Raw genomic sequence first — 21995 nt, forward strand, 5'->3', positions numbered from 1 at the left:
ACTGCCGGAACGTCAAAGCCCGGCATCCGCCTCGATCTGGCGGCGCGACTTGCGGGCCCGTTCCGTCGCCGACTTGAGCTGGCCGCAGGCGGCCATGATATCCTCGCCGCGCGGCGTGCGGATCGGGGTGGCGTAACCCGCCTTGTAGATGATGTCCGCAAAGGCCCGGATGCGGTTGTTCGAGGATCGCGTATAGGGCGCGCCCGGCCATTCGTTGAACGGGATCAGGTTGATCTTTGCGGGAATGCCTTCGATCAGACGGATCAGTCGGCGGGCGTCCTCGTCGGTGTCGTTCACACCGTTCAGCATGACATATTCCAACGTGATCCGTTCCGAATTGCTGGCCTTGGGATAGCTGCGCAAGGCGTCCAGCAGTTCGGAAATGTTCCAGCGCTTGTTGATCGGCACCAGTTTGTCGCGCACCTCGTCCGTGGTGGCATGAAAGGACACGGCCAGCTGGCATCCGATCTCCTGTGCGGTGCGGGCGATTTCCGGAACGACGCCGGAAGTCGAAAGGGTGATCCGCCGGCGGCTCAGCTGGATGCCTTCCGGATCCATCGCGATCTTCATCGCATCGCGCACGTTCTCGAAATTGTAAAGCGGTTCGCCCATCCCCATCAGCACGATGTTGGACAGGAGCCGCGTTTCGTCCTTGGGTTCGCCCGGCGTCGGCCATTCGTCCAGATCGTCCCGCGCCATCATCACCTGCCCGACGATTTCACCCGCGGTCAGGTTGCGCACCAGTTTCTGCGTGCCGGTATGGCAAAAGGAACAGGTCAGGGTGCAGCCGACCTGGCTCGATATGCAAAGAGTGCCGCGGTCTTCTTCGGGGATATAGACCACCTCGACCTCGTGCCCGCCCGCGATCCGCACAAGATACTTGCGGGTGCCGTCGGTGCTGACCTGCTTGCTGACCACTTCCGGAATCTCGATCACGAAGCGTTCCGCCAGGTCCGCGCGATAGGCCTTGGCCAGGTTGGTCATCGCGGAAAAATCGCGCACGCCCCATTGGTAGATCCATTGCCAGATCTGCCCGACGCGCATCTTCGCCTGCTTTTCCGGCGTTCCGTTGGCGATCAGAACCTCGCGCATGGCATCGCGCGTCAGACCGACCAGGTTGATCGGACCGTCCGGCAGTTTACGCGGTATGGTCATCACGTCCTGGGTGATGGGCGCGTTGGTGGGCATGGTTTTTCCCTCGGGCTACGGGCGGCAGACCGTTCCTATATAGGGTTTTCTCACGGTTTCAAAAGAAACTTGGCGTCATTCCCGCCGGAATCGACCCGTCCACGTCAGCCTTCGCAGCGCTTTTCCGCATCCTCGATGGCGGCCGTGAAGCCCAGCAGCGAAAACGTGTCCTTGGTCTGGGTTCCGCGCGCGGATCGGGCGGTGATCGTCGCTTGGGCGCCGCGTTTCATCGCGGTGATGATCTTGGCGTCATCCGCAGCCGTCGCCGGCCAGGCCCATTCGCCCTCTGCGAAAAGTTCGAACTCCGTCCCCGAGATGTCCAGGTTGACCGTCGAGCCGGGTGCGAAGGGATAGCCTCCGGTGAAGGTCACCTGGCCTTTGACCCCGGCATTCGGGCGGAAAAACACGAACAGCAGAATATCGCTGCGGCGCACAGCGACCACCCGCCCGTCGCGCGTGTTGACGGACTCCTTGGGCGCGGACACGCTCCAGCATTCTTTCGGGTCGGCCTCGACGAAAACACTCCAGTCCGTCTTTGCCGCCACCCGGTTGGAACTTTGTTCCTGAGCGACTGTCGTGGTGGCCATTCCGGCCAGACACAGGCCCGCGATTGCGCGGGCGATCTTCAATCCCATTTGTCCAGCCTCCAGACTGATCTTGACCTCAATAACACTCGGCGCACGCGCGGCCTTCCCGGCCGTCTGGATGCGCTGCCAATTGCTTGCCGACACAATCACACTTACGTAAGTTGCGCCACGAACGAAAGAGAGATTGGCAGGATTTCGCCAAGTTGTGAGGCCCGAATTGACCCACCCGATTCCCATGACCGAAGTCCGGCGCGGATCGTTACTGGAAAGCCTGCATCTTGGGCATGCGGTGGTCTGCGACGACACCGGCCAGATCGTCCGGTCCTGGGGCGATCCTGAAACGGTGATCTATCCGCGCAGTTCCTGCAAGATGGTTCAGGCGCTGCCGCTCGTCACCTCCGGGGCCGCTGGCAAATACGGGCTGACCAGCGAACATCTGGCGCTTGCCTGCGCATCCCACAATGGCGCCGCCATTCACACGGACAGGGTCGGGGCCTGGCTGGATCAACTTGGGAAGACCGACGGTGATTTTCGCTGCGGCCCGCAAATGCCGGCGGACGAGGAAGCCTGCCATGGGCTGATCCGCGCCTATGAGACCCCCTGCCAGGTGCACAACAACTGTTCCGGCAAGCACGCCGGATTCCTGACATTGAGCGCCCACATGGGGGCTGGGCCGGAATATGTGGACATCGACCATCCGGTTCAGCAGGCGGCGCTGAATGCGTTCGAGGAAACCACCGGCCTGTCCAGCCCGGGCTATGGTATCGATGGCTGTTCGGCCCCGAACTTTGCGACGACACTACATGGTCTGGCCCGCGCGATGGCGTTTTTCGCCTCGGCCCGGGATCGGTCCGACCGGCAGAGCCGGGCGGCGGCACGGCTCGTCGAAGCGATGGTCAGGCATCCGGAGCTGGTCGCCGGCGAAGGCCGCGCCTGCACGGAACTGATGCGGGCCATGAATGGCCGCGTGGCGATCAAGACCGGCGCGGAAGGCGTGTTCGCCGCCATCGTTCCGGAAATGAAACTGGGCGTCGCGCTGAAGATCCGCGATGGCGCCACCCGCGCGTCGGAATGCAGCATCGCGGCGATACTGGTGCGCCTGGGCGTGCTGGATGCCGATCACCCGGCAACCCGAAAATACATGAATGCGCCGATCCTGAACCGGCGCGGGATCGAGACCGGAATCATCAAGCCAACGTCGGACCTGATAGCCGGCTGATCACCCGGCAAATTCCGTCGCGGCATAGCCCTGCAGGAACAAGAGCGCCGTCAGATCGCCGAAGTTCACGCGCACCTCGCATTGTGCGGCGACCGACGGCTTGGCGTGCAGCGCCACGCCGGTGCCCGCGCGCTGCAACATGCCAAGGTCGTTTGCACCGTCGCCGACCGCGATGACGTCCCGTTCCGCCAACCCGAGTCGGGCCGCGATGCTTTCCAACGCGTCCACCTTGGCCGCGCGCCCGAGGATCGGTTGCGCAACTTTTCCGGTCAGCTTTCCATCCTGTGCCAGCAGGGTATTCGCCCGGTTCTCATCAAAGCCGAGCCACGCGGCGACCGATGCGGTAAAGGCCGTGAACCCGCCCGACACCAGCGCGGCATGGGCGCCGTTGGCCTTCATCGTGGCGACCAGCGTTTGCCCGCCCGGCATCAGGGTGATGCGATCCGCGAGAACCTGTCCGATCACGGATTCCGGCAGCCCCGCCAAAAGTCCGACCCGTTCCGTCAGCGCGCCTTCGAAATCGAGTTCGCCGTTCATGGCGCGGGCGGTGATCTCCTTGACCCGGTCGCCGACGCCGGCCACGTCGGCCAGTTCGTCGATGCATTCCTGCTGAATCATGGTGCTGTCCATATCCGCCAGAAGCATCTTCTTGCGCCGCCCCTCGGCGGGCTGCACGATCAGATCGACGCCCAGACGCTGCACATCGTCCCACACCTGCCACTGATTGCCGGGACGGCTTTCCATCGCGAATTCCGCCGCCTGGTCCGGAGCCAGCCACTGGATCTCGCGACCGCCCCAGGCATTGCGCAACGATTCAACGAGACTCGGATCGAGCTGCGGCGTCTTTGGATCGGTCAGCAGGGTTGCCACATACATGAACGAGTTTCCTATAGGCGACAGGCATGTCGCAATTGCAGGCCCAAGCGGCGCTATAGCGACGTTTTCCGTCTTGTGAAAGCCCGGGACTGGCCGTATTCCCGCCAGTGGGACACCCCTCCCCAACGAGGGGCGCTTATCTGGAAGGGTAGCTACATGGCTATTGCACAACCGGCAACGCGGCCGGCGAATCCGCGTTTTTCTTCTGGCCCCTGCGCCAAACCCCCCGTTTTCGATCTGACAAAGCTGGCTGACGCGCCTTTGGGCCGCTCGCACCGCGCCGCTGTCGGCAAGGACAGGTTGAAATCCGCGATCGAGGAAACCCGCGAGTTGCTGGGCATCCCGGCGGAGTACCGGATCGGCATCGTGCCGGCCTCGGATACCGGGGCGTTCGAGATGGCGATGTGGAACCTCTTGGGCGCGCGCCCGGTAGAGATGCTGGCCTGGGAAAGCTTCGGTTCCGGCTGGGTCACGGACGTGGTCAAGCAGCTGAAGCTGGATGCCACGGTCAAGACCGCGGACTATGGCGAGATCGTCGATCTCGCGGGCGTCGATTACAACAGGGATGTCTGCTTCACCTGGAACGGCACGACGTCGGGCGTGCGGGTGCCGAATGGCGACATGATCCCCGCCGACCGCGCCGGGCTGACCCTGTGCGATGCGACCTCGGCGGCCTTCGCGATGGACCTGCCCTGGGACAAGCTGGATGTGACGACCTTCTCCTGGCAGAAGGTGCTGGGCGGGGAGGCGGCGCATGGCATGCTGATCCTGAGCCCGCGCGCGGTGGAGCGGCTGGAAAGCTATACCCCGGCCTGGCCGCTGCCGAAGATCTTCCGCCTGACCAAGGGCGGCAAGCTGATCGAGGGTGTTTTCAAGGGCGAGACCATCAACACGCCGTCGATGCTTTGTGTCGAGGATTACCTGCTGGCGCTGGACTGGGCCCGGTCGGAAGGCGGGCTGACGGGCATGATCGCCCGCGCCGATGCCAATACCGCCGCCGTGACCGCGTTTGTGCAGGCGCATGACTGGATCGACTTCCTCGCCACCGACCCGGCGACGCGGTCGAACACATCGGTCTGCCTCAAGTTCACCGATGCAAGGATCGCGGATGGCGCCGGGTTTGCCAAGGCCGTGGCCAAGCGTTTGGAAGTCGAGAATATCGCGCTGGATATCGGCGCCTATCGCGACGCCCCCGCGGGCCTTCGCATCTGGTGCGGCAGCACGGTGGAGACCGCCGATATCGAGGCGATGCTGCCTTGGCTCGAATGGGCCTTCGAGGCCGAGATCGCGGCGCAGTCGCAAGCTGCCTGACCCACAAACCACAGGGCGGGGGTGTCCCCGCCGCTTCCCCTCTCTATTTCTCACGAAGGACCACGAAAATGGCTCCCAAAGTACTCGTTTCCGACAAGCTCTCTCCGACCGCCGTGCAGATCTTCCGCGACCGCGGCATCGAGGTGGATTTCCAGCCCGACCTCGGAAAGGACAAGGACCGGCTCGCGGAAGTGATCGGCCAGTATGACGGCCTTGCCATCCGCAGCGCCACCAAGGTGACGGAAACCATCCTGCGCAATGCCGACCGGCTCAAGGTCGTGGGCCGCGCCGGGATCGGCACCGACAATGTCGACAAGGACGCCGCCAGCAAGAAAGGCGTGATCGTGATGAACACGCCGTTCGGCAACATGATCACTACCGCCGAACATGCGATCGCGCTGATGTTCGCGGTGGCGCGTCAGATCCCCGAGGCCAGCGCCAGCACCCATGCCGGCAAATGGGAGAAATCCAGGTTCATGGGGGTCGAACTGACCGGCAAGACCCTGGGCGTGATCGGCGCCGGCAATATCGGCGGCATCGTCTGCGACCGGGCGCGCGGACTCAAGATGAAGGTCATCGCCTTTGACCCGTTCCTGAGCGAGGAGAAGGCGCAAAAGATGGGGGTCGAGAAGGTCGAACTCGATACGCTGCTGGCGCGGGCCGATTTCATCACCCTGCACGTGCCGCTGACCGACAGCACCCGCAACATCCTGTCGGCGGAGAACCTCGCCAAGACCAAGAAGGGCGTGCGCATCATCAACTGCGCGCGCGGCGGGCTGGTCGACGAGGCGGCGCTGGCGGATCTGCTGAAATCCGGCCATGTCACCGGGGCCGCGTTCGATGTGTTCGCGGTGGAACCCGCCACGGAAAACCCGCTTTTCGGCCTGCCCAACGTGGTCTGCACCCCGCATCTGGGCGCGGCGACCACCGAGGCGCAGGAAAACGTGGCGCTGCAGGTGGCCGAGCAGATGTCGGATTACCTGCTGACCGGGGCCGTCACCAACGCGCTGAACATGCCGTCGGTGACCGCCGAAGAAGCGCAGATCATGGGCCCCTGGGTCAAGCTGGCCGGGCATCTGGGCGCGTTCATCGGCCAGATGACCGACGAGCCGATGGAGGCGATCAACATCCTTTATGACGGCGTCGTCGCCGGGATGAACCTCGAGGCGCTGAACTGTGCCGTGGTGGCGGGTATCATGAAACGGGCCAATCCCGAGGTGAACATGGTCAGCGCGCCGGTCGTCGCCAAGGAACGTGGCGTCAAGATCAGCACCACCAACCAGGACAAGTCGGGCGCGTTCGACGGCTATATCAAGGTCACGGTCAAAACCGCCAAGCGGGAACGTTCCATTGCGGGCACCGTGTTCTCGGACGGCAAGCCGCGCTTCATCCAGATCAAGGGCATCAACATCGACGCCGAAGTCGGGGCGCACATGCTTTACACCACGAACGAGGACGTGCCGGGCATCATCGGCGCGCTTGGACAGACCATGGGCGAGAATGGCGTCAACATCGCCAATTTCACCCTTGGCCGGGCGGACAAGGGCGGCGAAGCGATTGCACTTCTCTATGTCGATGACGAGGTGCCCGCCCCGGTGCGCGAGAAACTGGCGGCGACCGGACTGTTCCGCCAGATCAAGCCCCTGACCTTCGACGTGGCCTGAACCTGACGCGCCGGCCCGCCCGCAGGACCGGGCAGGTCGGCAAAGGCCGCTTTCCTTTGCCGTCCGGCTGCGCTAGCCCACGCCCATGACAGACCCGATTTACGCCATTGGCGACATTCACGGCCAGATCGGCTTTCTCGAGGCGGCGCTCGACCTGATCGCCGCCGATGGCGGGACCGAGGCCGAAACTGTTTTCCTGGGCGACCTGGTGGATCGCGGCCCGGACAGCCAGGGCGTGATCGAGCGCCTGATGCAGGCACAGGCCGCCGGGCGCGACTGGCATGTTCTCAAGGGCAATCACGACCGCATGTTCCATCGCTTCGTTACCGAAGGGACGGAACATGACGCCCGTATCCTGTCTGGACTGGGCTGGCTCAATCCCCGGCTGGGCGGGCTGGGGACTCTGGCCTCCTACGGGGTCGATGTCGAGGCGATCGGTTCGGCCGAACTGCTGTCCGAGGCGGCCCGCAAGGCGGTTCCACAGGCGCATCTGGACTATGTGAACACCCTGCCGGTCTATCGGGAGCGTGGCGATCTTCTCTTCGTACATGCGGGGATCGCGCCGGGCGTGCCGCTGGCCGAGCAGACCGAGGACGACCTGATCTGGATCCGCGATCCCTTCCTGAAACATACCCGGCGCCATCCCTGGCTGGTGGTGCATGGCCACACCGCGCTCGACATGCCGTTTCACTTCGGCAACCGTATCGATCTCGACGGCGGCGCGGGATACGGGCGGCCGATCTACCCGGCGGTGTTCGAGGGGACAGATTGCTGGCTCCTGACCGAGGGCGGACGGATTCCGCTGGTGCCTTAACGCCACAGGTCGGTCGAAAGGTATTTCAAACCGCTGTCGCAGATCACCACGGCGATGCGCCCACCGGCTTCGGGGCCGGCCAGAAGCGCCAGCGCGGCGGCGACATTGGCGCCGGCGGAAAACCCTGCGAAAATGCCTTCCTCCCGTGCCAGCGCCCGCGCGGTGTCCCGCGCCAGCACGCCGCTGACCGTTCGGTAGCCCTGCACCAGATCCGCGTCGAGCAGCGACAGGTCGCTCATGGCATAGCCGCCGCCCTGGATCGGATGACCCGGTCGCGTCACCGGCTGCCCGGCCAGCGCCGCGGCACCTTCGGGTTCCACCACGTAGCCGCGCAAGGAAGGGTTGCGTTTTCTCAGCGCCCGCATGGTGCCGCCGAACGTACCGCCGGAACCCGCGAAATCGGCAAAGGCGGTCAGGCTGCACTCGCTGTCGGCCCAGAGCTCCGGGCCGGTGGTGTCGAAATGCGCCTGCGCGTTGCCGGGATGGTTGAACTGATCGGCCCGGAATGCCCCGCACGCCGCCGTGATGCGCCGCGCCTCCTCTTCGACCAGGGCGAGATCGGCACCGGAGACCTCTCCGGGGACGCTCTCGGGGGCCTGGTCGACCAGCACCACCTCGGCCCCGAGCGCAGCCATCATCCGCGCGCGTTCGGGCGAATTGCCCCGGCTCATCACCGCCACGAACGGGTGGCCCAGCACACCGCAGACGATGGCGAGCCCGGTGCCCATGTTGCCGCTCGTCAGTTCGACGACGCTCTGCCCCGGTTGCAGCGTTCCATCGGCGCGCGCCGCCTCGATGATCCCGCGGGCCGTGCGATCCTTCTTGGAAAAGCCTGGGTTCAGGTAATCCAGCTTGGCGAGGATCCGCCCCTCCAGTCCGCGCGCTTCAACCATCCGGTCGAGCCAGACGGACGGTGTCCGCCCGATCACCTCCACGATCGACGCGCCAGCCATCTCCTGCTCCCTTCATCTTTGGGAAAATACTCCGGGGGAGTCGCCCGGAACGGGCGACGGGGGCAGCGCCCCCCTTGCCCCCCAATTCAGGTCCAGTCCAGAACCACCTTGCCGCTTTGCCCGGATTTCATCGCCGCGAACCCGTCCGCGAATTGCGCGGCCGGAAAGCGGTGGGTGATCACCCCGCTCACGTCCAGCCCGTTCTGCAGCATGGCGATCATCTTGTACCAGGTCTCGAATATCTCGCGGCCATAGACACCCTTGATGGTGATCGCCTTGAACACGATGCGCGACCAGTCGACCGGGGATTTGCCCGGCGGGATGCCCAGCATCGCGATGCGCCCGCCCATGGTCATGGCTTCGACCATCTGGTCGAGCGCCTGCTGGTTGCCCGACATCTCCATGCCCACGTCGAATCCCTGTTTCATGCCGAGCCGCGCGATCACCGCATCGAGATCCTCCTCGGCCACGTTCACCGGCACCACGTCCGCGACGCGGGCGGCGAGGTCGAGTCGCGCGGGGTTCACGTCGGTGATCGCCACGTGGCGCGCGCCGACATGCCGCGCGACGGCGGCCGCCATGATGCCGATGGGGCCGGCGCCGGTGATCAGCACGTCCTCGCCCACGAGATCGAAGCTCAGCGCGGTGTGCACGGCATTGCCCAGCGGGTCGAGAATGGCGCCGATATCGTCGCTGATCTCGCCCGGCAGCGGCACCACGTTGAAGGCGGGCAGCCGCAGGTATTGCGCGAACGCGCCCTGTTCGTTCACGCCGATACCGCGGGTTTCCGGATCGAGGTGGAACTTTCCGGCGCGCACCTGCCGCGAGTGATGGCCGATCAGGTGGCCCTCGCCGCTACAGCGCTGGCCGATCTGAAGATCCTCGACGTCGCGGCCGATCTCGACGATCTCGCCCGCGAATTCGTGGCCCGTGATCAGCGGCACCGGCACGGTCTTCTGCGCCCAGTCGTCCCAGTTCCAGATATGCACGTCGGTGCCGCAGATGCCGGTCCTGTTGATCCGGATCAGCACATCGTCGGGGCCGATTTCGGGCACCGGCGCGTCGATCATCCACAGCCCTTCGGCGGATTGCGATTTTTCCAGCGCTTTCATCGTGTTCCTCATGAGATCACTCCCAATGCCCTGCCGGCGGTCGCAAAGGCGGCCAGCGCGCGGTCGAGTTCGTCCCGCGTCAGCGCCGCGTTCATCTGGGTGCGAATCCGGGCCTGCCCGCGCGGCACGACCGGAAAGAAGAAACCCGAGACATGGACGCCTTCCTGAAACAGCCGCGCCGCCATGTCCTGCGCCAGTCGCGCATCGCCCAGCATCACCGGCACGATCGGATGTTCACCGGCCAGCAACCGGAACCCGAGGTCCTCGAGTCCGCGCCGCCAGTAGGCAGCGTTTTCAAACAACTGCTTGCGCAGGGTGTCGCCGTCCTCCACCAGCCGGATCGCCTCCAGACCGGCAGCCACGATCGACGGCGGCAGGGAATTCGAGAACAGGTAGGGGCGCGCCCGCTGGCGCAACAGATCGATCACCACCTGCGGTCCCGCGACATACCCGCCGATCGCCCCGCCCAGGGCCTTGCCAAGCGTGCCGGTCAGGATATCGGCCTTGACCCCGAAATGCGCCGGGGTGCCCGCGCCCTTCGGCCCCATGAAACCGGTCGCATGGCAATCGTCCACCATCAGAACCGCGTCGAAACGGTCGGCCAGCACGCGGATTTCCGGCAGTCTCGCCAGGTAGCCATCCATGCTGAACACCCCGTCGGTGGCGATCATCACGTGGCGTGCACCGTCGGCGCGGGCCTTGCGCAGCTGGGTTTCGAGATCGGCCATGTCCGAGTTGGCGTAACGGTAGCGTTTTGCCTTGCAGAGCCGGATTCCATCGATGATCGACGCGTGGTTGAGCGCATCCGAGACGATCGCATCCTCGGGACCGAGCAAGGGTTCGAACAGCCCGCCGTTGGCGTCGAAACAGGCGGCAAAGAGGATCGAATCGTCCATGCCGAGGAACCCGGCGAGACGCTGTTCGAGGTCGCGGTGCAGATCCTGCGTGCCGCAGATGAAGCGGACGCTCGCCATTCCGAACCCGCGGGTCTGCATCGCGGCGCCTGCGGCGGCGATCAATGCCGGGTGATCGGCGAGCCCGAGGTAGTTGTTTGCACAGAGATTGATGACGTGGCGGCCTTCGACATCAATCTCGGCCCCTTGCGGAGACGAGATCGGCCTCTCGTTCTTGGTCAGCCCCTCGGCGTCGATCTGCGCCAGGGTTTCGCCGATGTGGGACAGAAACGCGGTAGACATGAACGGAACTCCCTATGGCGGCGTTCTATCACGACGGACAGGGGTCTGAAAACAAGAAAGTTCGGAAAAACGGAAAAAAATCCGCTACAACGGATTACCCCGCATCCTTGACCACCAGGAAGGCCCGCGCCGGACCGTCCGCCGCCGCGACGATACGGTGCGCGACATCGGCCGCGTAACGGGCCGTGTCCCCGGCTGCGAGCTCTTCGCGCGCCTGGCCAGAGGTGACGGTCAGCGCGCCCTCGATCACCGTCAGCTGTTCGCGGGCGCCCTGCCTGTGCGGCTGGCTCGTCAAATGGCCGCCGGGGCCGAACCGCAGGTCGTATATCTCGTGGCGTCCGGCTTCCTCCGGCGGCGACAAGATCCGGATCCGGCAATCCCGGCCCATGTTGTCGATGCTCGGGACCGCGCCGGCGCGCAGGACTTCGATCCGGTCGGGCTGGTCGACGCCGTCCAGCAGTCCGGCAAAGTCAACCTGCAAGGCCCGCGTCAGGTTCCACAGCGTCGCGATGGTCGGACTGCTTTCACCGCGCTCGATCTGGCTCACCATCGAACGCGATACGCCGGACAGGTTGGCAACCGCCTCCAGAGACAGCCCCTGAGACCGCCGCGCCTCTTTCAGGCGCGCGGGCAGAAGCGATAATATATCGACAGAGGTTTCCACCATGACGGACAGAAGGAGTGCGGAAGCACGGTTTGTCAATCCTCCGGCCCCCTCGCGAGTTGCGGTAACGCGGCGACACGCCGCTTTCCGCGGCGGGCGCGGCAGTGTAGAGGAGGGCCATTGGGGGCGGAAGACAAACACGCCCGCTTGTTGAAAAGCCCGACGCCTGTCCGGACAGCCCTTGCCGCGCGGCCATGTTTCGGGATCAGAGGAGAAGATCACCATCATGACCGACATCGTCATTCTGGATGGCGCCCGCACCGCCATCGGCACATTCGGCGGAGCCCTTGCCAGCACCGCACCGATCGATCTGGCCACGGTCGCCAGCGAAGCCGCCCTGGAACGTTCCGGCGTGGAAGGCGGGCAGATCGGAAATGTCGTGTTCGGCCACGTGATCAACACCGAACCCCGCGATATGTATCTGAGCCGTGTTGCCGCCATGCAGGCCGGTATCCCGGAAGCGACCCCGGCGATGAACGTGAACCGCCTCTGCGGTTCCGGCGCGCAAGCCATCGTGTCCGCAGTCCAGTCGCTGATGCTGGGGGATGCGGAATTCGCCCTGGCGGGCGGCGCGGAAAGCATGTCGCGCAGCCCTTTCATCATTCCGCAGCAGCGTTGGGGAGCAAAAATGGGCGACGTGATGACGCTCGACATGATGCTGGGCGCCCTGAACTGCCCCTTCGGAACCGGCCATATGGGCGTGACAGCGGAAAACGTCGCCAGCGAACACCAGATCACCCGCGAAGAACAGGACGCCTTTGCGCTGAGCAGCCAGACGCGGGCGGCGGCGGCCATCGAAGCCGGTCTGTTCGAGAGCCAGATCGCCCCCGTCCAGGTCAAGGTCCGCCGCGACATGGTCGATTTCAAGGTGGACGAACATCCCAAGGCGACGACCGCCGAAGCCCTGGCCGGGCTGCGCACCGTATTCAAGAAGGACGGCACGGTCACGGCCGGGAACGCCAGCGGCATCAACGACGGGGCGGCGGCCATCGTCATGGCGACGGCGGAGGCCGCCAACCGGGCCGGTCTGAAACCGAAGGCGCGCATCCTTGGCTATGCCCATGCCGGCGTGCGCCCGGAAGTGATGGGGATCGGCCCGATTCCCGCGGTGCAGAACCTGCTGAAGCGCACCGGCCTTTCGATCGGCGATTTCGACGTGATCGAAAGCAACGAGGCCTTCGCGGCGCAGGCGCTCGCGGTGAACAAGGAACTCGGCCTCGACCCGGCCAAGGTCAATCCCAACGGCGGAGCCATCGCCCTTGGTCATCCGGTGGGCGCGACCGGGGCCATCATCACGGTCAAGACGCTTTACGAACTGGAGCGGACCGGTGGCAGGAAGGGTCTGATCACCATGTGCATCGGCGGCGGCCAAGGCATCGCCCTGGCCATCGAGATGCTCTGACGGAAACGGCCGGAGGGGGCTTTCCGCCCCCTCTTGGTCTTCGACCAATTCACCCCCGAGAGTTTTTTTCGCAAGAGGAAGTTCGCGGGGATACCGATCCTAGAGCAGCGTTCCGAGCGAGAACAAGATCGCCGCGCCAAAGATCGCTCCGCCGACCGCCGCCGCCAGAAGCTTACCCCAGCCAGGCCCGCGCGGCTTTTCCGGCGGCATTGCCTGCCGGATCAGCGCCCGCTCCACCAGAGTGGGAAGGCGCGGCCCGAAGCGGGCCAGAACGCGCGCGGTGCGGGCCAGATCGCCGGCGACCGCCTTCGGGCCGATGGACTGCTTGATGTAATCCTCGACGACGGGGCGGGCGACCTGCCAGATGTTCATGTGCGGGTCCAGAGACCGCGCCACGCCTTCGACGACGACCATGGTCCGCTGCAACAGGATCAGTTCGGTCCGGGTTTCCATACCGAACCGCTCCGTGACCTCGAACAGGTAGCTGAGCAGCCGCCCCATCGAAATCTGGGTGGCGTCCATGCCGAAGATGGGTTCCCCCACCGCGCGCAGGGCGCGGGCGAATTCGTCCACGTCCTTGTCTGCCGGAACATAGCCGGCTTCGAAATGCACCTCGGCGACACGTTTGTAGTCCTTCCGGATGAACCCGAACAGGATCTCCGCATAGACCCTGCGGGTGTATTCGTCGATATGGCCCATGATCCCGAAATCATAGGCGACAATATCGCCGTTCGGGGCGACCTTGAGATTGCCCTGATGCATGTCGGCATGGAAGTAGCCGTCGCGCAGGGCATGCAGAAGGAACAGTTTCAGCACCCTTTCGCTGAGCGCCCGGCGATCGTGCCCGGCCGCATCGATGGCGGCGTTGTCCCCGAGCGGGACGCCGTCGGCCCACCCAAGCGTCATGACGCGCCGGGCGGACAGGCTCCAGACGATCGGCGGCAGCTGGAAACCTTCGTCATCCTTGGTATTGGCGGCGTATTCGGACGCGGCGGAGCTTTCCAGCCGCAGGTCCAGTTCTCCTCGCACGACCCCGTCGAAGTGTTCGATCACGTCCATCGGACGCAGGCGCCGGGCGCCGGGCGCGAAAAGCTCCACGATGCGCGCCGCGAAATAGAACGCATCCACATCCTTGCGAAACGCCCGTTCGATGCCCGGCCGCAGAACCTTGACCGCCACCATGTCGCCGGAGTCCGCAAGCCGCGCCTTGTGCACCTGAGCGATGGATGCGGCCGCGATCGATTCGCTGAATTCCGAGAACATCCGGTCCACCGGTTGGCCCAGTTCCCTGGCCACTTCGGCCTTGGCCACATCGACCGGAAACGGCGGCAGCTTGTCCTGCAGAACGCGCAACTGGTCCGCCAGATCCTGCCCGACCACGTCGGGCCGGGTGGACAGAACCTGCCCGAACTTGATGTAGGCAGGCCCCAGCGCGGTCAAGGCGCGGGTCGCCGGCGGCATCGACGGATCGCCCTTGTAGCCGAGCCATCTGAACGGCTTGCCCAGCGCGTGCGCGACGAACCGCAGCGGCCTGGGCGCTTCGAAAGCGTCCAGCACCACGTTCATGGCCCCGGTCCGTTCGAGTGTTGCGCCTGTCCGGACCAGGCGGATGATATTGTGGGGTCCGCGCATTTCAGAGTTTCCAGCCGGAGTGCAGCGCGGCGATGCCCATGCTCAGGTTCCGGTATTTCGCGTTTTCGAATCCGGCAGCGCGGACCATGGCGAGAAACGTCTCCTGGTCGGGAAAATTGCGGATCGATTCCACCAGATATTGATAGCTGTCGCGATCACCGGCAATCATCTGGCCCATGCGCGGAATGACGTTGAAACTGTAGAGATCGTAAAGTTTCTGCAACCCGTCGTTTGGCAACTGGCTGAACTCCAGCACCATCAGGCGACCGCCGGGCCGCAGGACGCGATAGGCTTCGTTCAGCGCCACCTGCGGGCGGGTGACATTGCGAATTCCGAAACTGATCGTATAGACATCGAACGTGTTGTCCGGAAACGGCAGCGCCATGGCGTCGCCGACGATCCAGTCGAGATTTTCGGCCATCCGTTCCGCATCGGCGCGCTTGCGGCCTTCGATCAGCATGGGTTCCGTCAGGTCGAGCACCGTCGCATGGCCGGCCCCCGCCCGTTTCAGGAACCGAAACGATATGTCGCCGGTGCCGCCCGCCACGTCCAGCAGCCTCTGCCCCGGGCGCGGCGCCAGCCAATCCATCATCGCGTCTTTCCAGAGGCGATGGATACCCGCGCTCATCACGTCGTTCATGATGTCATAGCGCGAGGCGACCGAATTGAACACGCCCTGCACACGCCCGGCCTTTTCATCCTCCGGAATGGTTTCAGAGCCGAAATGGGTGGTCTTGTCGGTATCGTTCGTCATTGGAACTTGTCGCCTTGCAGTTTCGACTTTGTTATAGGGCGTCAGGGACAGGCACAATGCGTCCCCTTGGACATGAAGAGACAGAATGCCGGAATTGCCAGAGGTTGAAACCGTCCGGCGGGGATTGGCCCCGGCAATGGAAGGTCAGGCGATCCTGCTTGCAGAGGTCAACCGCCCGGACCTGCGCTGGCCGTTTCCTCCGAACATGGCGGCCCGCCTGATGTCGCGGACGGTTCTGCGTCTCAGGCGGCGGTCCAAATACATCCTGGCCGATCTGGACAATGGGGAAACCCTGTTGATCCACCTTGGCATGTCCGGCCGCATGACGGTATCCGGCGATCCCCTGGGTCGGTTCGAGCATGACCATCCCGCCGCACAGAAACATGATCACGTCGTTCTGCACATGGCCAACGGCGCGCGGATCACCTTCAACGATCCGCGCCGTTTCGGGGCCATGGACCTGTTGCAGACGGCGACGGCGGACCGGCACAAGCTGCTTTCGGTCCTCGGGCCGGAACCGCTGGGCAACGGGTTCCACGAACAGCACCTGACAGAGGCGTTCCGGGGTCGGCGGAGTCCGGTCAAATCGGTGCTTCTGGACCAGAAGGTCGTGTCGGGGCTTGGCAATATCTATGTTTGCGAAGCCCTGTTCCGCGCCGGTATCTCGCCGCGCCGCCGGGCTGACGGCATTTCCCGGATCCGCGTGGCCGCGCTTGTCCCGACGATCCGGCAGGTCCTGAACGAAGCCATCGAAGCCGGGGGATCGTCCCTGCGCGATTTCCGCCAGGCCGATGGGGAGCTCGGGTATTTTCAGCACTCATTCGACGTCTATGGCCGCGCGGGCGAACCCTGCCACACCCCCGGTTGCGGCGCGCCCATCAGGCGAATCATCCAGTCCGGACGATCCACTTTCTATTGCGCGCAATGCCAAAGATAACTTGAACCCTTGCGATTGCATGTTAAGGAGTCGGGCCTGAACGGGAACAATCGAAAGCGGATTCCATGGCCTTTGAGACGATCAGCGTTGAAACCGAAGATCACGTTGCCCTGATCAGATTGAACCGACCCGATGCGTTGAACGCATTGAACACTCAACTTCTACGGGAACTCTGCCAGGCTCTTGAAGAGGCCGATGCCAACGACAAGGCGCGCTGCATCGTCGTTACAGGGTCGGAAAAAGCCTTTGCCGCCGGCGCCGACATCAAGGAAATGTCGACGATGAGTTTCGGAGATGTCTTTACGATCAATCTGTTCGCCGATGCAAGCGACCGCATCGCAAAGATTCGGAAGCCGATCATTGCCGCGGTCTCCGGCTATGCCCTGGGCGGCGGTTGCGAACTGGCAATGGCGTGCGACTTCATCATCGCAGCGGATACCGCCAAGTTCGGGCAACCTGAAATCAACCTTGGGGTGATTGCCGGAATGGGCGGAACGCAACGGCTGACGCGTTTCGTCGGCAAGTCGAAATCGATGGACATGAACCTGACCGGCCGTTTCATGACCGCGGAAGAGGCGGAACGCAGCGGGCTGGTCAGCCGGGTCGTTCCGGCCAAGAAGCTGATGGAAGAAGCCATGAGCGCCGCCCAGAAGATCGCGGAAAAGTCCCGCATGACCGTGATGGCCGCCAAGGAGGCGGTGAACCGCAGCTACGAACTGACCCTGTCAGAGGGCATTCTGTTCGAACGCCGGGTGTTTCATTCGATGTTCGCGACCGAGGATCAGAAGGAAGGCATGGCCGCGTTTCTTGAGAAACGAACGGCGCAATTCCGCGACAAGTGACCCGGCCAAGCGTTGGCGGACAAGTTTCGGCTTGGCAAGACCGCAAATCTTGGATACGAGCCACGCCATACATGCGCGTGCGGCCCGCTCAGGCTAGAATCACACCGTCGGATCATCCTTCGGATCGTGTTGCCCATTGCGCAGATGAAATGAAGCAACTCGAATGAAGGTTTGATAGAATGGCCAATTCGCCGCAATCCAAGAAAAGAGCCCGTCAGAACGAAACCCGCTTTGCCGTCAACAAGGCACGTCGGTCGCGGATTCGCACGTTCCTGCGCAAGGTCGAGGAGGCAATCGCCTCCGGTGACAAAAATGCCGCAACCGAAGCGCTTCGCGCCGCCCAGCCCGAGCTGATGCGCGGTGTTTCCAAGGGCGTTTTCCACAAGAACACCGCCTCTCGCAAAATGTCGCGTCTGGCGTCGCGGGTCAAAGCCCTGGGTTGATCCCGGACCAGACCGTTAAAAAGCGAGTAATCAAAAGGCGTTGCAGGTGCAGCGCCTTTTTTGTTGACCACCGAGGGTTGACCGGCGTTTTTCCGCCGACAGATTCTTTGTGTGCAAAACCCGAGTCAACAACAGAGTTTGATTGCCGCTTGTGCTCCTAAATTGCTACCACTGTTGCAGCGATTCACTTGCTTGGGGGGACAGGCGGTTAGGGTTCGAAACCGACGGGCATCGGTTTCAAACGTTAACTTTTGTTGAACGGTTCGGCTGCCATACCAACCGCTTCAGCCTGCTGCATCTATCGGTATCTACCGAAACGCGGCCCTGTCATAACATGAGTGTGTAACGGTAGTTTGTCGGTCGACATGTCATTTCAGACATGATCATCGGCGGCTATCAACACAACTGCAGCGCGAACTGACAGCGCATGCGGTGCCATCCTTACGGTTGGCGCAGTGCTTCCGTGCGGCGTGAATCCTACCGGATCTGCTCCGGTCAATCAAAGGGACAGGCCGCAAGGCCGCTATTGGGGATGCGTGAGGCGCTGAATGACACAAGAAAAATGGGGCCAACTCAGACAACGGCTGCTGAAGACAGTCGGCCAGAACAACTATACCACTTGGATCGAACCACTTGTCTTTTCCGAAGTGCAGGACGGAGTCGCGACATTCAATGTGCCGACGAACTTCATGGGCAACTACGTGAGCCAGAATTTCGCGGACCTGATCCTGTATGAACTGAACACGGCAGGCGCCAAGGTTCAGCGGGTGTCTTTCCAGGTTGCCGCCAATGTGGCGGCGCGCCCCTCTACGCGGGTCGCCGCGCCCGAGACTCCGCAGGACACTTCGCCGGCGCCGTTGGATGAACTGCAGGCCGCCCCGCTCGATCCCCGTTTTACCTTTGACAGTTTCGTCGTCGGAAAACCCAATGAACTGGCCCATGCGGCGGCCCGTCGGGTCAGCGAAGGCGGACCCGTCACCTTCAACCCCCTGGTCCTTTATGGCGGCGTCGGGCTCGGCAAGACCCACCTGATGCATGCGATCGCCTGGGAATTGCGCGCCCGGAAACCGGAACTGAACGTACTGTACCTGTCCGCGGAACAGTTCATGTACCGATTTGTCCAGGCTCTGCGCGAACGCAAGATGATGGATTTCAAGGTCCTGTTCCGGTCCGTCGACGTGCTGATGGTCGATGACGTTCAGTTCATCGCCGGCAAGGACAGCACTCAAGAAGAATTTTTCCACACTTTCAACGCGCTGGTCGACCAGAACAAGCAGATCATCATTTCGGCGGACAGGGCTCCGGGTGAAATCAAGGACCTGGAGGACCGGGTAAGATCCCGCCTTCAATGCGGTCTCGTGGTGGACCTGCATCCCACCGACTACGAACTCCGCCTCGGCATTCTGCAAACCAAGGTGCAGCAGTATCGCGGGTCCTATCCGGGCCTTGAGATCGCCGACGGCGTTCTGGAATTCCTGGCGCACCGGATTTCGACCAACGTCCGCGTTCTCGAAGGCGCGCTGACTCGCCTGTTCGCCTTTGCGTCGCTCGTCGGACGCGAGATCGACATGGAGCTGACGCAGGATTGTCTTGCCGACGTTCTGCGCGCCTCCGAACGCAAGATCACGGTCGAAGAGATTCAGCGCCGGGTGTCGGATTACTACAACATCCGCCTGAGCGACATGATCGGCCCCAAACGCCTGCGATCCTACGCACGTCCCCGGCAGGTCGCGATGTATCTGTCAAAGCAGCTGACCAGCCGGAGCCTGCCCGAAATCGGGCGTCGTTTCGGCGGTCGCGATCACACCACGGTCATGCATGGCTGCAAGCGGATAGAGGAACTGAAACTCACCGACGGTCAGATTGCCGAGGACGTGGAAATGCTGCGGCGCGCGCTGGAAGCCTGAATTCCCGAACCCGCGGACCAAAGGGGGCGCCAGGACCAGCGCCTCCTTTTTCGTTTCGGGCCTCTGTCCTGCGCCGGAATTGCCGCAAAGCCATAGATGGCAAATGCCTTTGGTCAGCCCCTTGACGCCCGAATCATTCCATCGGACAAATTGACAAAAACCTTGTGCTGACGAGGCAAACCGCTACGTTGCCCTTCCCGGCCCAACAGAGGATCGAACGAAATGAAGATCAGCATCGAACGCGGCGCGCTTCTGAAGGCCGTGTCACAGGCGCAGTCGGTTGTGGAACGCCGCAACACGATACCGATCCTCGCCAACGTGCTGATCGAAGCCGAAGGCGATCAGGTTCAGTTCCGCGCAACCGACCTGGATATCGAGGTCGTCGACAAGGCCGCCGCCATGGTCGAACGGCCCGGTGCCACTACGGTCGCCGCCACGACCCTGCACGAGATCGTCCGGAAACTTCCTGACGGGGCGCTGGTGACGCTGACCGCCGACAGCGCAGCCGGCCGTCTGACCGTGGAGGCGGGCCGGTCGAATTTCTCGCTCGCGACGCTGCCGAAGGAGGACTTCCCCGTGATGGCCTCGTCGGAATACGAATGCAATTTCTCCGCGCCCGCAGCGGTCTTGCGCCGACTGTTCGACAAATCGAAATTCGCGATTTCTACGGAAGAGACCCGCTATTATCTCAACGGCGTCTACATGCACGTGGCGGACGCCGATGGCGGCAAGGTATTGCGCTGTGTCGCGACGGACGGCCACAGGTTGGCCCGGATCGATGCGGACCTGCCCCAGGGGGCGGCGGACATGCCCGGCGTCATCGTTCCGCGCAAGACAGTCGGGGAGTTGCGCAAACTTCTGGATGACGATGACATGTCCATCGCGGTGTCCGTCAGCGAAACCAAGATCCGCTTTGCCACGCCGGACATCATCCTGACGTCCAAGGTCATCGACGGAACCTTCCCCGACTACACGCGGGTCATTCCGCAGGGAAATACCCGACGGCTCGAAGTCGATGCCAGCGAGTTCGCGCAGGCCGTGGACCGGGTCGCGACGGTTTCGTCGGAACGGTCCCGTGCGGTCAAGCTGCAACTTGACGAGGATCGGCTGATCCTGTCAGTCAACGCCCCCGACAGCGGCGCGGCAGAGGAAGAACTGGCCGTGGCCTATGGCGATGAACGGTTGGAAATCGGGTTCAATGCCAAGTATCTGCTCGAAATCGCCAGCCAGGTCGATCGGGAGAACGCGGTGTTCATGTTCAACTCCGCGGGCGACCCGACGCTGATGCGCGAAGGCAACGATCAAAGCGCGATCTATGTCGTCATGCCGATGCGCGTATAGGGATCTCCCGGCTCCGGCGGAACCATCCCCGCACAGAAGGCACGGGGCAGAGTCGGCGTGCACCTGACGGCATTGACCCTTTCGCATCTTCGGTCCCACAAGTCCGCCCGGATCGCGGTCGATGAACGCCCCGTGGCCATTGTCGGCCCGAACGGAGCCGGCAAGACCAACATTCTCGAAGCCATATCGATCCTGTCTCCGGGACGCGGTTTTCGCCGGGCCAGCGCCGAGGACATGACGCGCCGCCCCGAAGCGCTCGGCTGGAAGCTGACCGGGCTTGTCCAGTCCTTTGGGCGCATCCACGAGATCGAAACCTGGTCCGAGGCTGGCGCCGCGCGTCAGGTCCGGATCGATGAGAAGATGGCAAGTCAGGTCGCACTCGGTTCCGTGGCCCGAATCCTGTGGCTGATCCCGGCGATGGACCGGCTCTGGATCGAAGGAGCGGATGGGCGCAGGCGGTTTCTCGACCGCCTCACACTGAGTTTCGAACCCGCCCATGCGGATGCGGCACTCGATTACGAAAAGGCGATGCGGGAACGCAACCGCCTGCTCAAGGATCAGGTTCGGGACATGGCGTGGTATGGCGCCCTGGAAGCGAGAATGGCCAAGGCAGGCCATATGATCCACCGGAACAGGGTTGCCGCCCTGGACCTGCTGCGACAAGCGCAGGATCAGGCCGAAACCTCGTTTCCGGTTGCGGAACTGGAACTGGTCCAGACCGAAGGGTCGATGCCGGAAACCGAAGGCGACTTGCGCGACGCATTTGCGGAAAGCCGGTTTCGCGATCTGGCTGCGGGCCGGACCCTTGTCGGACCGCACCGGGCGGATCTGTATGGCGTATATGCGGCCAAGGGCGTGCCCGCGCGGGATTGTTCGACGGGCGAGCAGAAAGCCCTGCTGGTATCGCTCATCCTGGCGAATGCGCGGGCGCTGGCTGCGCGGATCGGCGAACCGCCGATCCTGCTGCTGGATGAGGTGGCCGCGCATCTGGACGTGAACCGCCGTGCCGCGCTTTATGACGAGATCTGCGCGCTTGGCGCGCAGGCGTGGATGACCGGAACCGAGGCGGACCTGTTCGCGGACCTGGGAACAAGAGCGCAGTTTCTCCGCGTGACCGATCAGGCCGGCGAGTCCACGGTCGCACCTTTCTGAA

At 63.5% G+C, this 21995-nt stretch carries 20 protein-coding genes; 11 read left to right on the forward strand and 9 right to left on the reverse strand.

What is annotated here, in order from left to right; genetic code table 11:
* Positions 1-12: 12 nt before the first annotated feature.
* Together rlmN and QO034_RS00825 are read right to left on the reverse strand one after the other, a co-directional pair.
* Positions 13-1188, reverse strand: coding sequence for a 23S rRNA (adenine(2503)-C(2))-methyltransferase RlmN (gene rlmN, locus QO034_RS00820; protein WP_284483594.1), 1176 nt, complete (start codon positions 1186-1188; stop codon positions 13-15).
* 104 nt (positions 1189-1292) lie between these two features.
* Positions 1293-1823 carry an invasion associated locus B family protein gene (locus QO034_RS00825; RefSeq protein WP_284483595.1) on the reverse strand — a complete coding sequence of 177 codons (531 nt, stop codon included), beginning with the start codon at positions 1821-1823 and terminating at the stop codon, positions 1293-1295.
* 187 nt (positions 1824-2010) lie between these two features.
* Between QO034_RS00825 and QO034_RS00830 the strand changes: the two genes are divergently transcribed.
* Positions 2011-2994 carry an asparaginase gene (locus QO034_RS00830; RefSeq protein WP_407696708.1) on the forward strand — a complete coding sequence of 328 codons (984 nt, stop codon included), beginning with the start codon at positions 2011-2013 and terminating at the stop codon, positions 2992-2994.
* Here QO034_RS00830 and serB read toward each other — a convergent pair whose 3' ends face one another.
* A complete protein-coding gene (gene serB, locus QO034_RS00835) occupies positions 2995-3870 on the reverse strand; it encodes a phosphoserine phosphatase SerB (protein WP_284483597.1) in 876 nt (291 codons plus the stop codon).
* Positions 3871-4026: 156 nt separating this feature from the next.
* On the opposite strand from serB, the gene QO034_RS00840 reads away from it, so the two are divergent.
* From QO034_RS00840 to QO034_RS00850, 3 genes are all read left to right on the forward strand, one after another.
* Positions 4027-5181 (forward strand): phosphoserine transaminase, encoded by a 1155-nt coding sequence (locus QO034_RS00840; protein ID WP_284483598.1) that lies wholly within the window; start codon positions 4027-4029, stop codon positions 5179-5181.
* 68 nt (positions 5182-5249) lie between these two features.
* The gene (gene serA / locus QO034_RS00845; protein WP_284483599.1) at positions 5250-6845 is read left to right on the forward strand and encodes a phosphoglycerate dehydrogenase; all 1596 of its coding nucleotides are present in this window, start codon (positions 5250-5252) and stop codon (positions 6843-6845) included.
* A gap of 85 nt (positions 6846-6930) precedes the next feature.
* Positions 6931-7659 (forward strand): metallophosphoesterase, encoded by a 729-nt coding sequence (locus QO034_RS00850; protein WP_284483600.1) that lies wholly within the window; start codon positions 6931-6933, stop codon positions 7657-7659.
* Here the strand turns inward: QO034_RS00850 and QO034_RS00855 are convergent.
* The 4 genes from QO034_RS00855 to QO034_RS00870 form a co-directional block, all read right to left on the reverse strand.
* Positions 7656-8612 carry a PLP-dependent cysteine synthase family protein gene (locus QO034_RS00855; RefSeq protein WP_284483601.1) on the reverse strand — a complete coding sequence of 319 codons (957 nt, stop codon included), beginning with the start codon at positions 8610-8612 and terminating at the stop codon, positions 7656-7658. The genes QO034_RS00850 and QO034_RS00855 overlap by 4 nt on opposite strands.
* 86 nt (positions 8613-8698) lie before the next feature.
* Entirely contained in the window at positions 8699-9736 is a 1038-nt protein-coding gene (gene tdh, locus QO034_RS00860; protein ID WP_284483602.1) for an L-threonine 3-dehydrogenase, read from the reverse strand.
* Positions 9733-10920, reverse strand: a complete 1188-nt coding sequence (locus QO034_RS00865) for a glycine C-acetyltransferase (protein ID WP_284483603.1) — start codon at positions 10918-10920, stop codon at positions 9733-9735. The genes tdh and QO034_RS00865 overlap by 4 nt, the downstream gene beginning before the upstream one ends.
* Before the next feature lie 94 nt (positions 10921-11014).
* The gene (locus QO034_RS00870) at positions 11015-11587 is read right to left on the reverse strand and encodes a helix-turn-helix domain-containing protein (protein WP_284483796.1); all 573 of its coding nucleotides are present in this window, start codon (positions 11585-11587) and stop codon (positions 11015-11017) included.
* Between the two features lie 223 nt (positions 11588-11810).
* Between QO034_RS00870 and QO034_RS00875 the strand changes: the two genes are divergently transcribed.
* Complete coding sequence (locus tag QO034_RS00875) at positions 11811-12986, forward strand: acetyl-CoA C-acyltransferase family protein (RefSeq protein WP_284483604.1); 1176 nt, start codon at positions 11811-11813, stop codon at positions 12984-12986.
* 99 nt (positions 12987-13085) lie between these two features.
* Here the strand turns inward: QO034_RS00875 and ubiB are convergent, their stop codons facing one another.
* The gene (gene ubiB / locus QO034_RS00880; RefSeq protein WP_284483605.1) at positions 13086-14618 is read right to left on the reverse strand and encodes a 2-polyprenylphenol 6-hydroxylase; all 1533 of its coding nucleotides are present in this window, start codon (positions 14616-14618) and stop codon (positions 13086-13088) included.
* Between the two features lies 1 nt (position 14619).
* The gene (gene ubiE, locus QO034_RS00885) at positions 14620-15372 is read right to left on the reverse strand and encodes a bifunctional demethylmenaquinone methyltransferase/2-methoxy-6-polyprenyl-1,4-benzoquinol methylase UbiE (protein WP_284483606.1); all 753 of its coding nucleotides are present in this window, start codon (positions 15370-15372) and stop codon (positions 14620-14622) included.
* A gap of 85 nt (positions 15373-15457) precedes the next feature.
* Between ubiE and mutM the strand changes: the two genes are divergently transcribed.
* The 6 genes from mutM (at position 15458) to recF (ending at position 21994) form a co-directional block, all read left to right on the forward strand.
* Positions 15458-16309 (forward strand): bifunctional DNA-formamidopyrimidine glycosylase/DNA-(apurinic or apyrimidinic site) lyase, encoded by an 852-nt coding sequence (mutM, locus tag QO034_RS00890; protein WP_284483607.1) that lies wholly within the window; start codon positions 15458-15460, stop codon positions 16307-16309.
* Between the two features lie 65 nt (positions 16310-16374).
* A complete protein-coding gene (locus QO034_RS00895; RefSeq protein WP_284483608.1) occupies positions 16375-17151 on the forward strand; it encodes an enoyl-CoA hydratase in 777 nt (258 codons plus the stop codon).
* Between the two features lie 179 nt (positions 17152-17330).
* Positions 17331-17594 (forward strand): 30S ribosomal protein S20, encoded by a 264-nt coding sequence (gene rpsT / locus QO034_RS00900; RefSeq protein ID WP_284483609.1) that lies wholly within the window; start codon positions 17331-17333, stop codon positions 17592-17594.
* 548 nt (positions 17595-18142) lie between these two features.
* Positions 18143-19501, forward strand: coding sequence for a chromosomal replication initiator protein DnaA (gene dnaA, locus QO034_RS00905; protein ID WP_284483610.1), 1359 nt, complete (start codon positions 18143-18145; stop codon positions 19499-19501).
* A 222-nt stretch (positions 19502-19723) separates the two neighbouring features.
* Positions 19724-20842 carry a DNA polymerase III subunit beta gene (gene dnaN / locus QO034_RS00910; protein ID WP_284483611.1) on the forward strand — a complete coding sequence of 373 codons (1119 nt, stop codon included), beginning with the start codon at positions 19724-19726 and terminating at the stop codon, positions 20840-20842.
* 57 nt (positions 20843-20899) lie between these two features.
* Positions 20900-21994 (forward strand): DNA replication/repair protein RecF, encoded by a 1095-nt coding sequence (recF, locus tag QO034_RS00915; protein WP_284483612.1) that lies wholly within the window; start codon positions 20900-20902, stop codon positions 21992-21994.
* Position 21995 lies beyond the last annotated feature (1 nt).

It is taken from the genome of Sedimentitalea xiamensis, assembly GCF_030164465.1.
In the GTDB taxonomy this organism is placed as follows: Bacteria; Pseudomonadota; Alphaproteobacteria; order Rhodobacterales; family Rhodobacteraceae; genus Sedimentitalea; species Sedimentitalea xiamensis.

Bases quoted from the DNA above. Each gene is read 5' to 3' on its own strand.
- rlmN (WP_284483594.1), bottom strand. From the start codon at position 1,188: ATGCCCACCAACGCGCCCATCACCCAGGACGTGATGACCATACCGCGT.
- QO034_RS00825 (WP_284483595.1), bottom strand. From the start codon at position 1,823: ATGGGATTGAAGATCGCCCGCGCAATCGCGGGCCTGTGTCTGGCCGGA.
- QO034_RS00830 (WP_407696708.1), top strand. From the start codon at position 2,011: ATGACCGAAGTCCGGCGCGGATCGTTACTGGAAAGCCTGCATCTTGGG.
- serB (WP_284483597.1), bottom strand. From the start codon at position 3,870: ATGTATGTGGCAACCCTGCTGACCGATCCAAAGACGCCGCAGCTCGAT.
- QO034_RS00840 (WP_284483598.1), top strand. From the start codon at position 4,027: ATGGCTATTGCACAACCGGCAACGCGGCCGGCGAATCCGCGTTTTTCT.
- serA (WP_284483599.1), top strand. From the start codon at position 5,250: ATGGCTCCCAAAGTACTCGTTTCCGACAAGCTCTCTCCGACCGCCGTG.
- QO034_RS00850 (WP_284483600.1), top strand. From the start codon at position 6,931: ATGACAGACCCGATTTACGCCATTGGCGACATTCACGGCCAGATCGGC.
- QO034_RS00855 (WP_284483601.1), bottom strand. From the start codon at position 8,612: ATGGCTGGCGCGTCGATCGTGGAGGTGATCGGGCGGACACCGTCCGTC.
- tdh (WP_284483602.1), bottom strand. From the start codon at position 9,736: ATGAGGAACACGATGAAAGCGCTGGAAAAATCGCAATCCGCCGAAGGG.
- QO034_RS00865 (WP_284483603.1), bottom strand. From the start codon at position 10,920: ATGTCTACCGCGTTTCTGTCCCACATCGGCGAAACCCTGGCGCAGATC.
- QO034_RS00870 (WP_284483796.1), bottom strand. From the start codon at position 11,587: ATGGTGGAAACCTCTGTCGATATATTATCGCTTCTGCCCGCGCGCCTG.
- QO034_RS00875 (WP_284483604.1), top strand. From the start codon at position 11,811: ATGACCGACATCGTCATTCTGGATGGCGCCCGCACCGCCATCGGCACA.
- ubiB (WP_284483605.1), bottom strand. From the start codon at position 14,618: ATGCGCGGACCCCACAATATCATCCGCCTGGTCCGGACAGGCGCAACA.
- ubiE (WP_284483606.1), bottom strand. From the start codon at position 15,372: ATGACGAACGATACCGACAAGACCACCCATTTCGGCTCTGAAACCATT.
- mutM (WP_284483607.1), top strand. From the start codon at position 15,458: ATGCCGGAATTGCCAGAGGTTGAAACCGTCCGGCGGGGATTGGCCCCG.
- QO034_RS00895 (WP_284483608.1), top strand. From the start codon at position 16,375: ATGGCCTTTGAGACGATCAGCGTTGAAACCGAAGATCACGTTGCCCTG.
- rpsT (WP_284483609.1), top strand. From the start codon at position 17,331: ATGGCCAATTCGCCGCAATCCAAGAAAAGAGCCCGTCAGAACGAAACC.
- dnaA (WP_284483610.1), top strand. From the start codon at position 18,143: ATGACACAAGAAAAATGGGGCCAACTCAGACAACGGCTGCTGAAGACA.
- dnaN (WP_284483611.1), top strand. From the start codon at position 19,724: ATGAAGATCAGCATCGAACGCGGCGCGCTTCTGAAGGCCGTGTCACAG.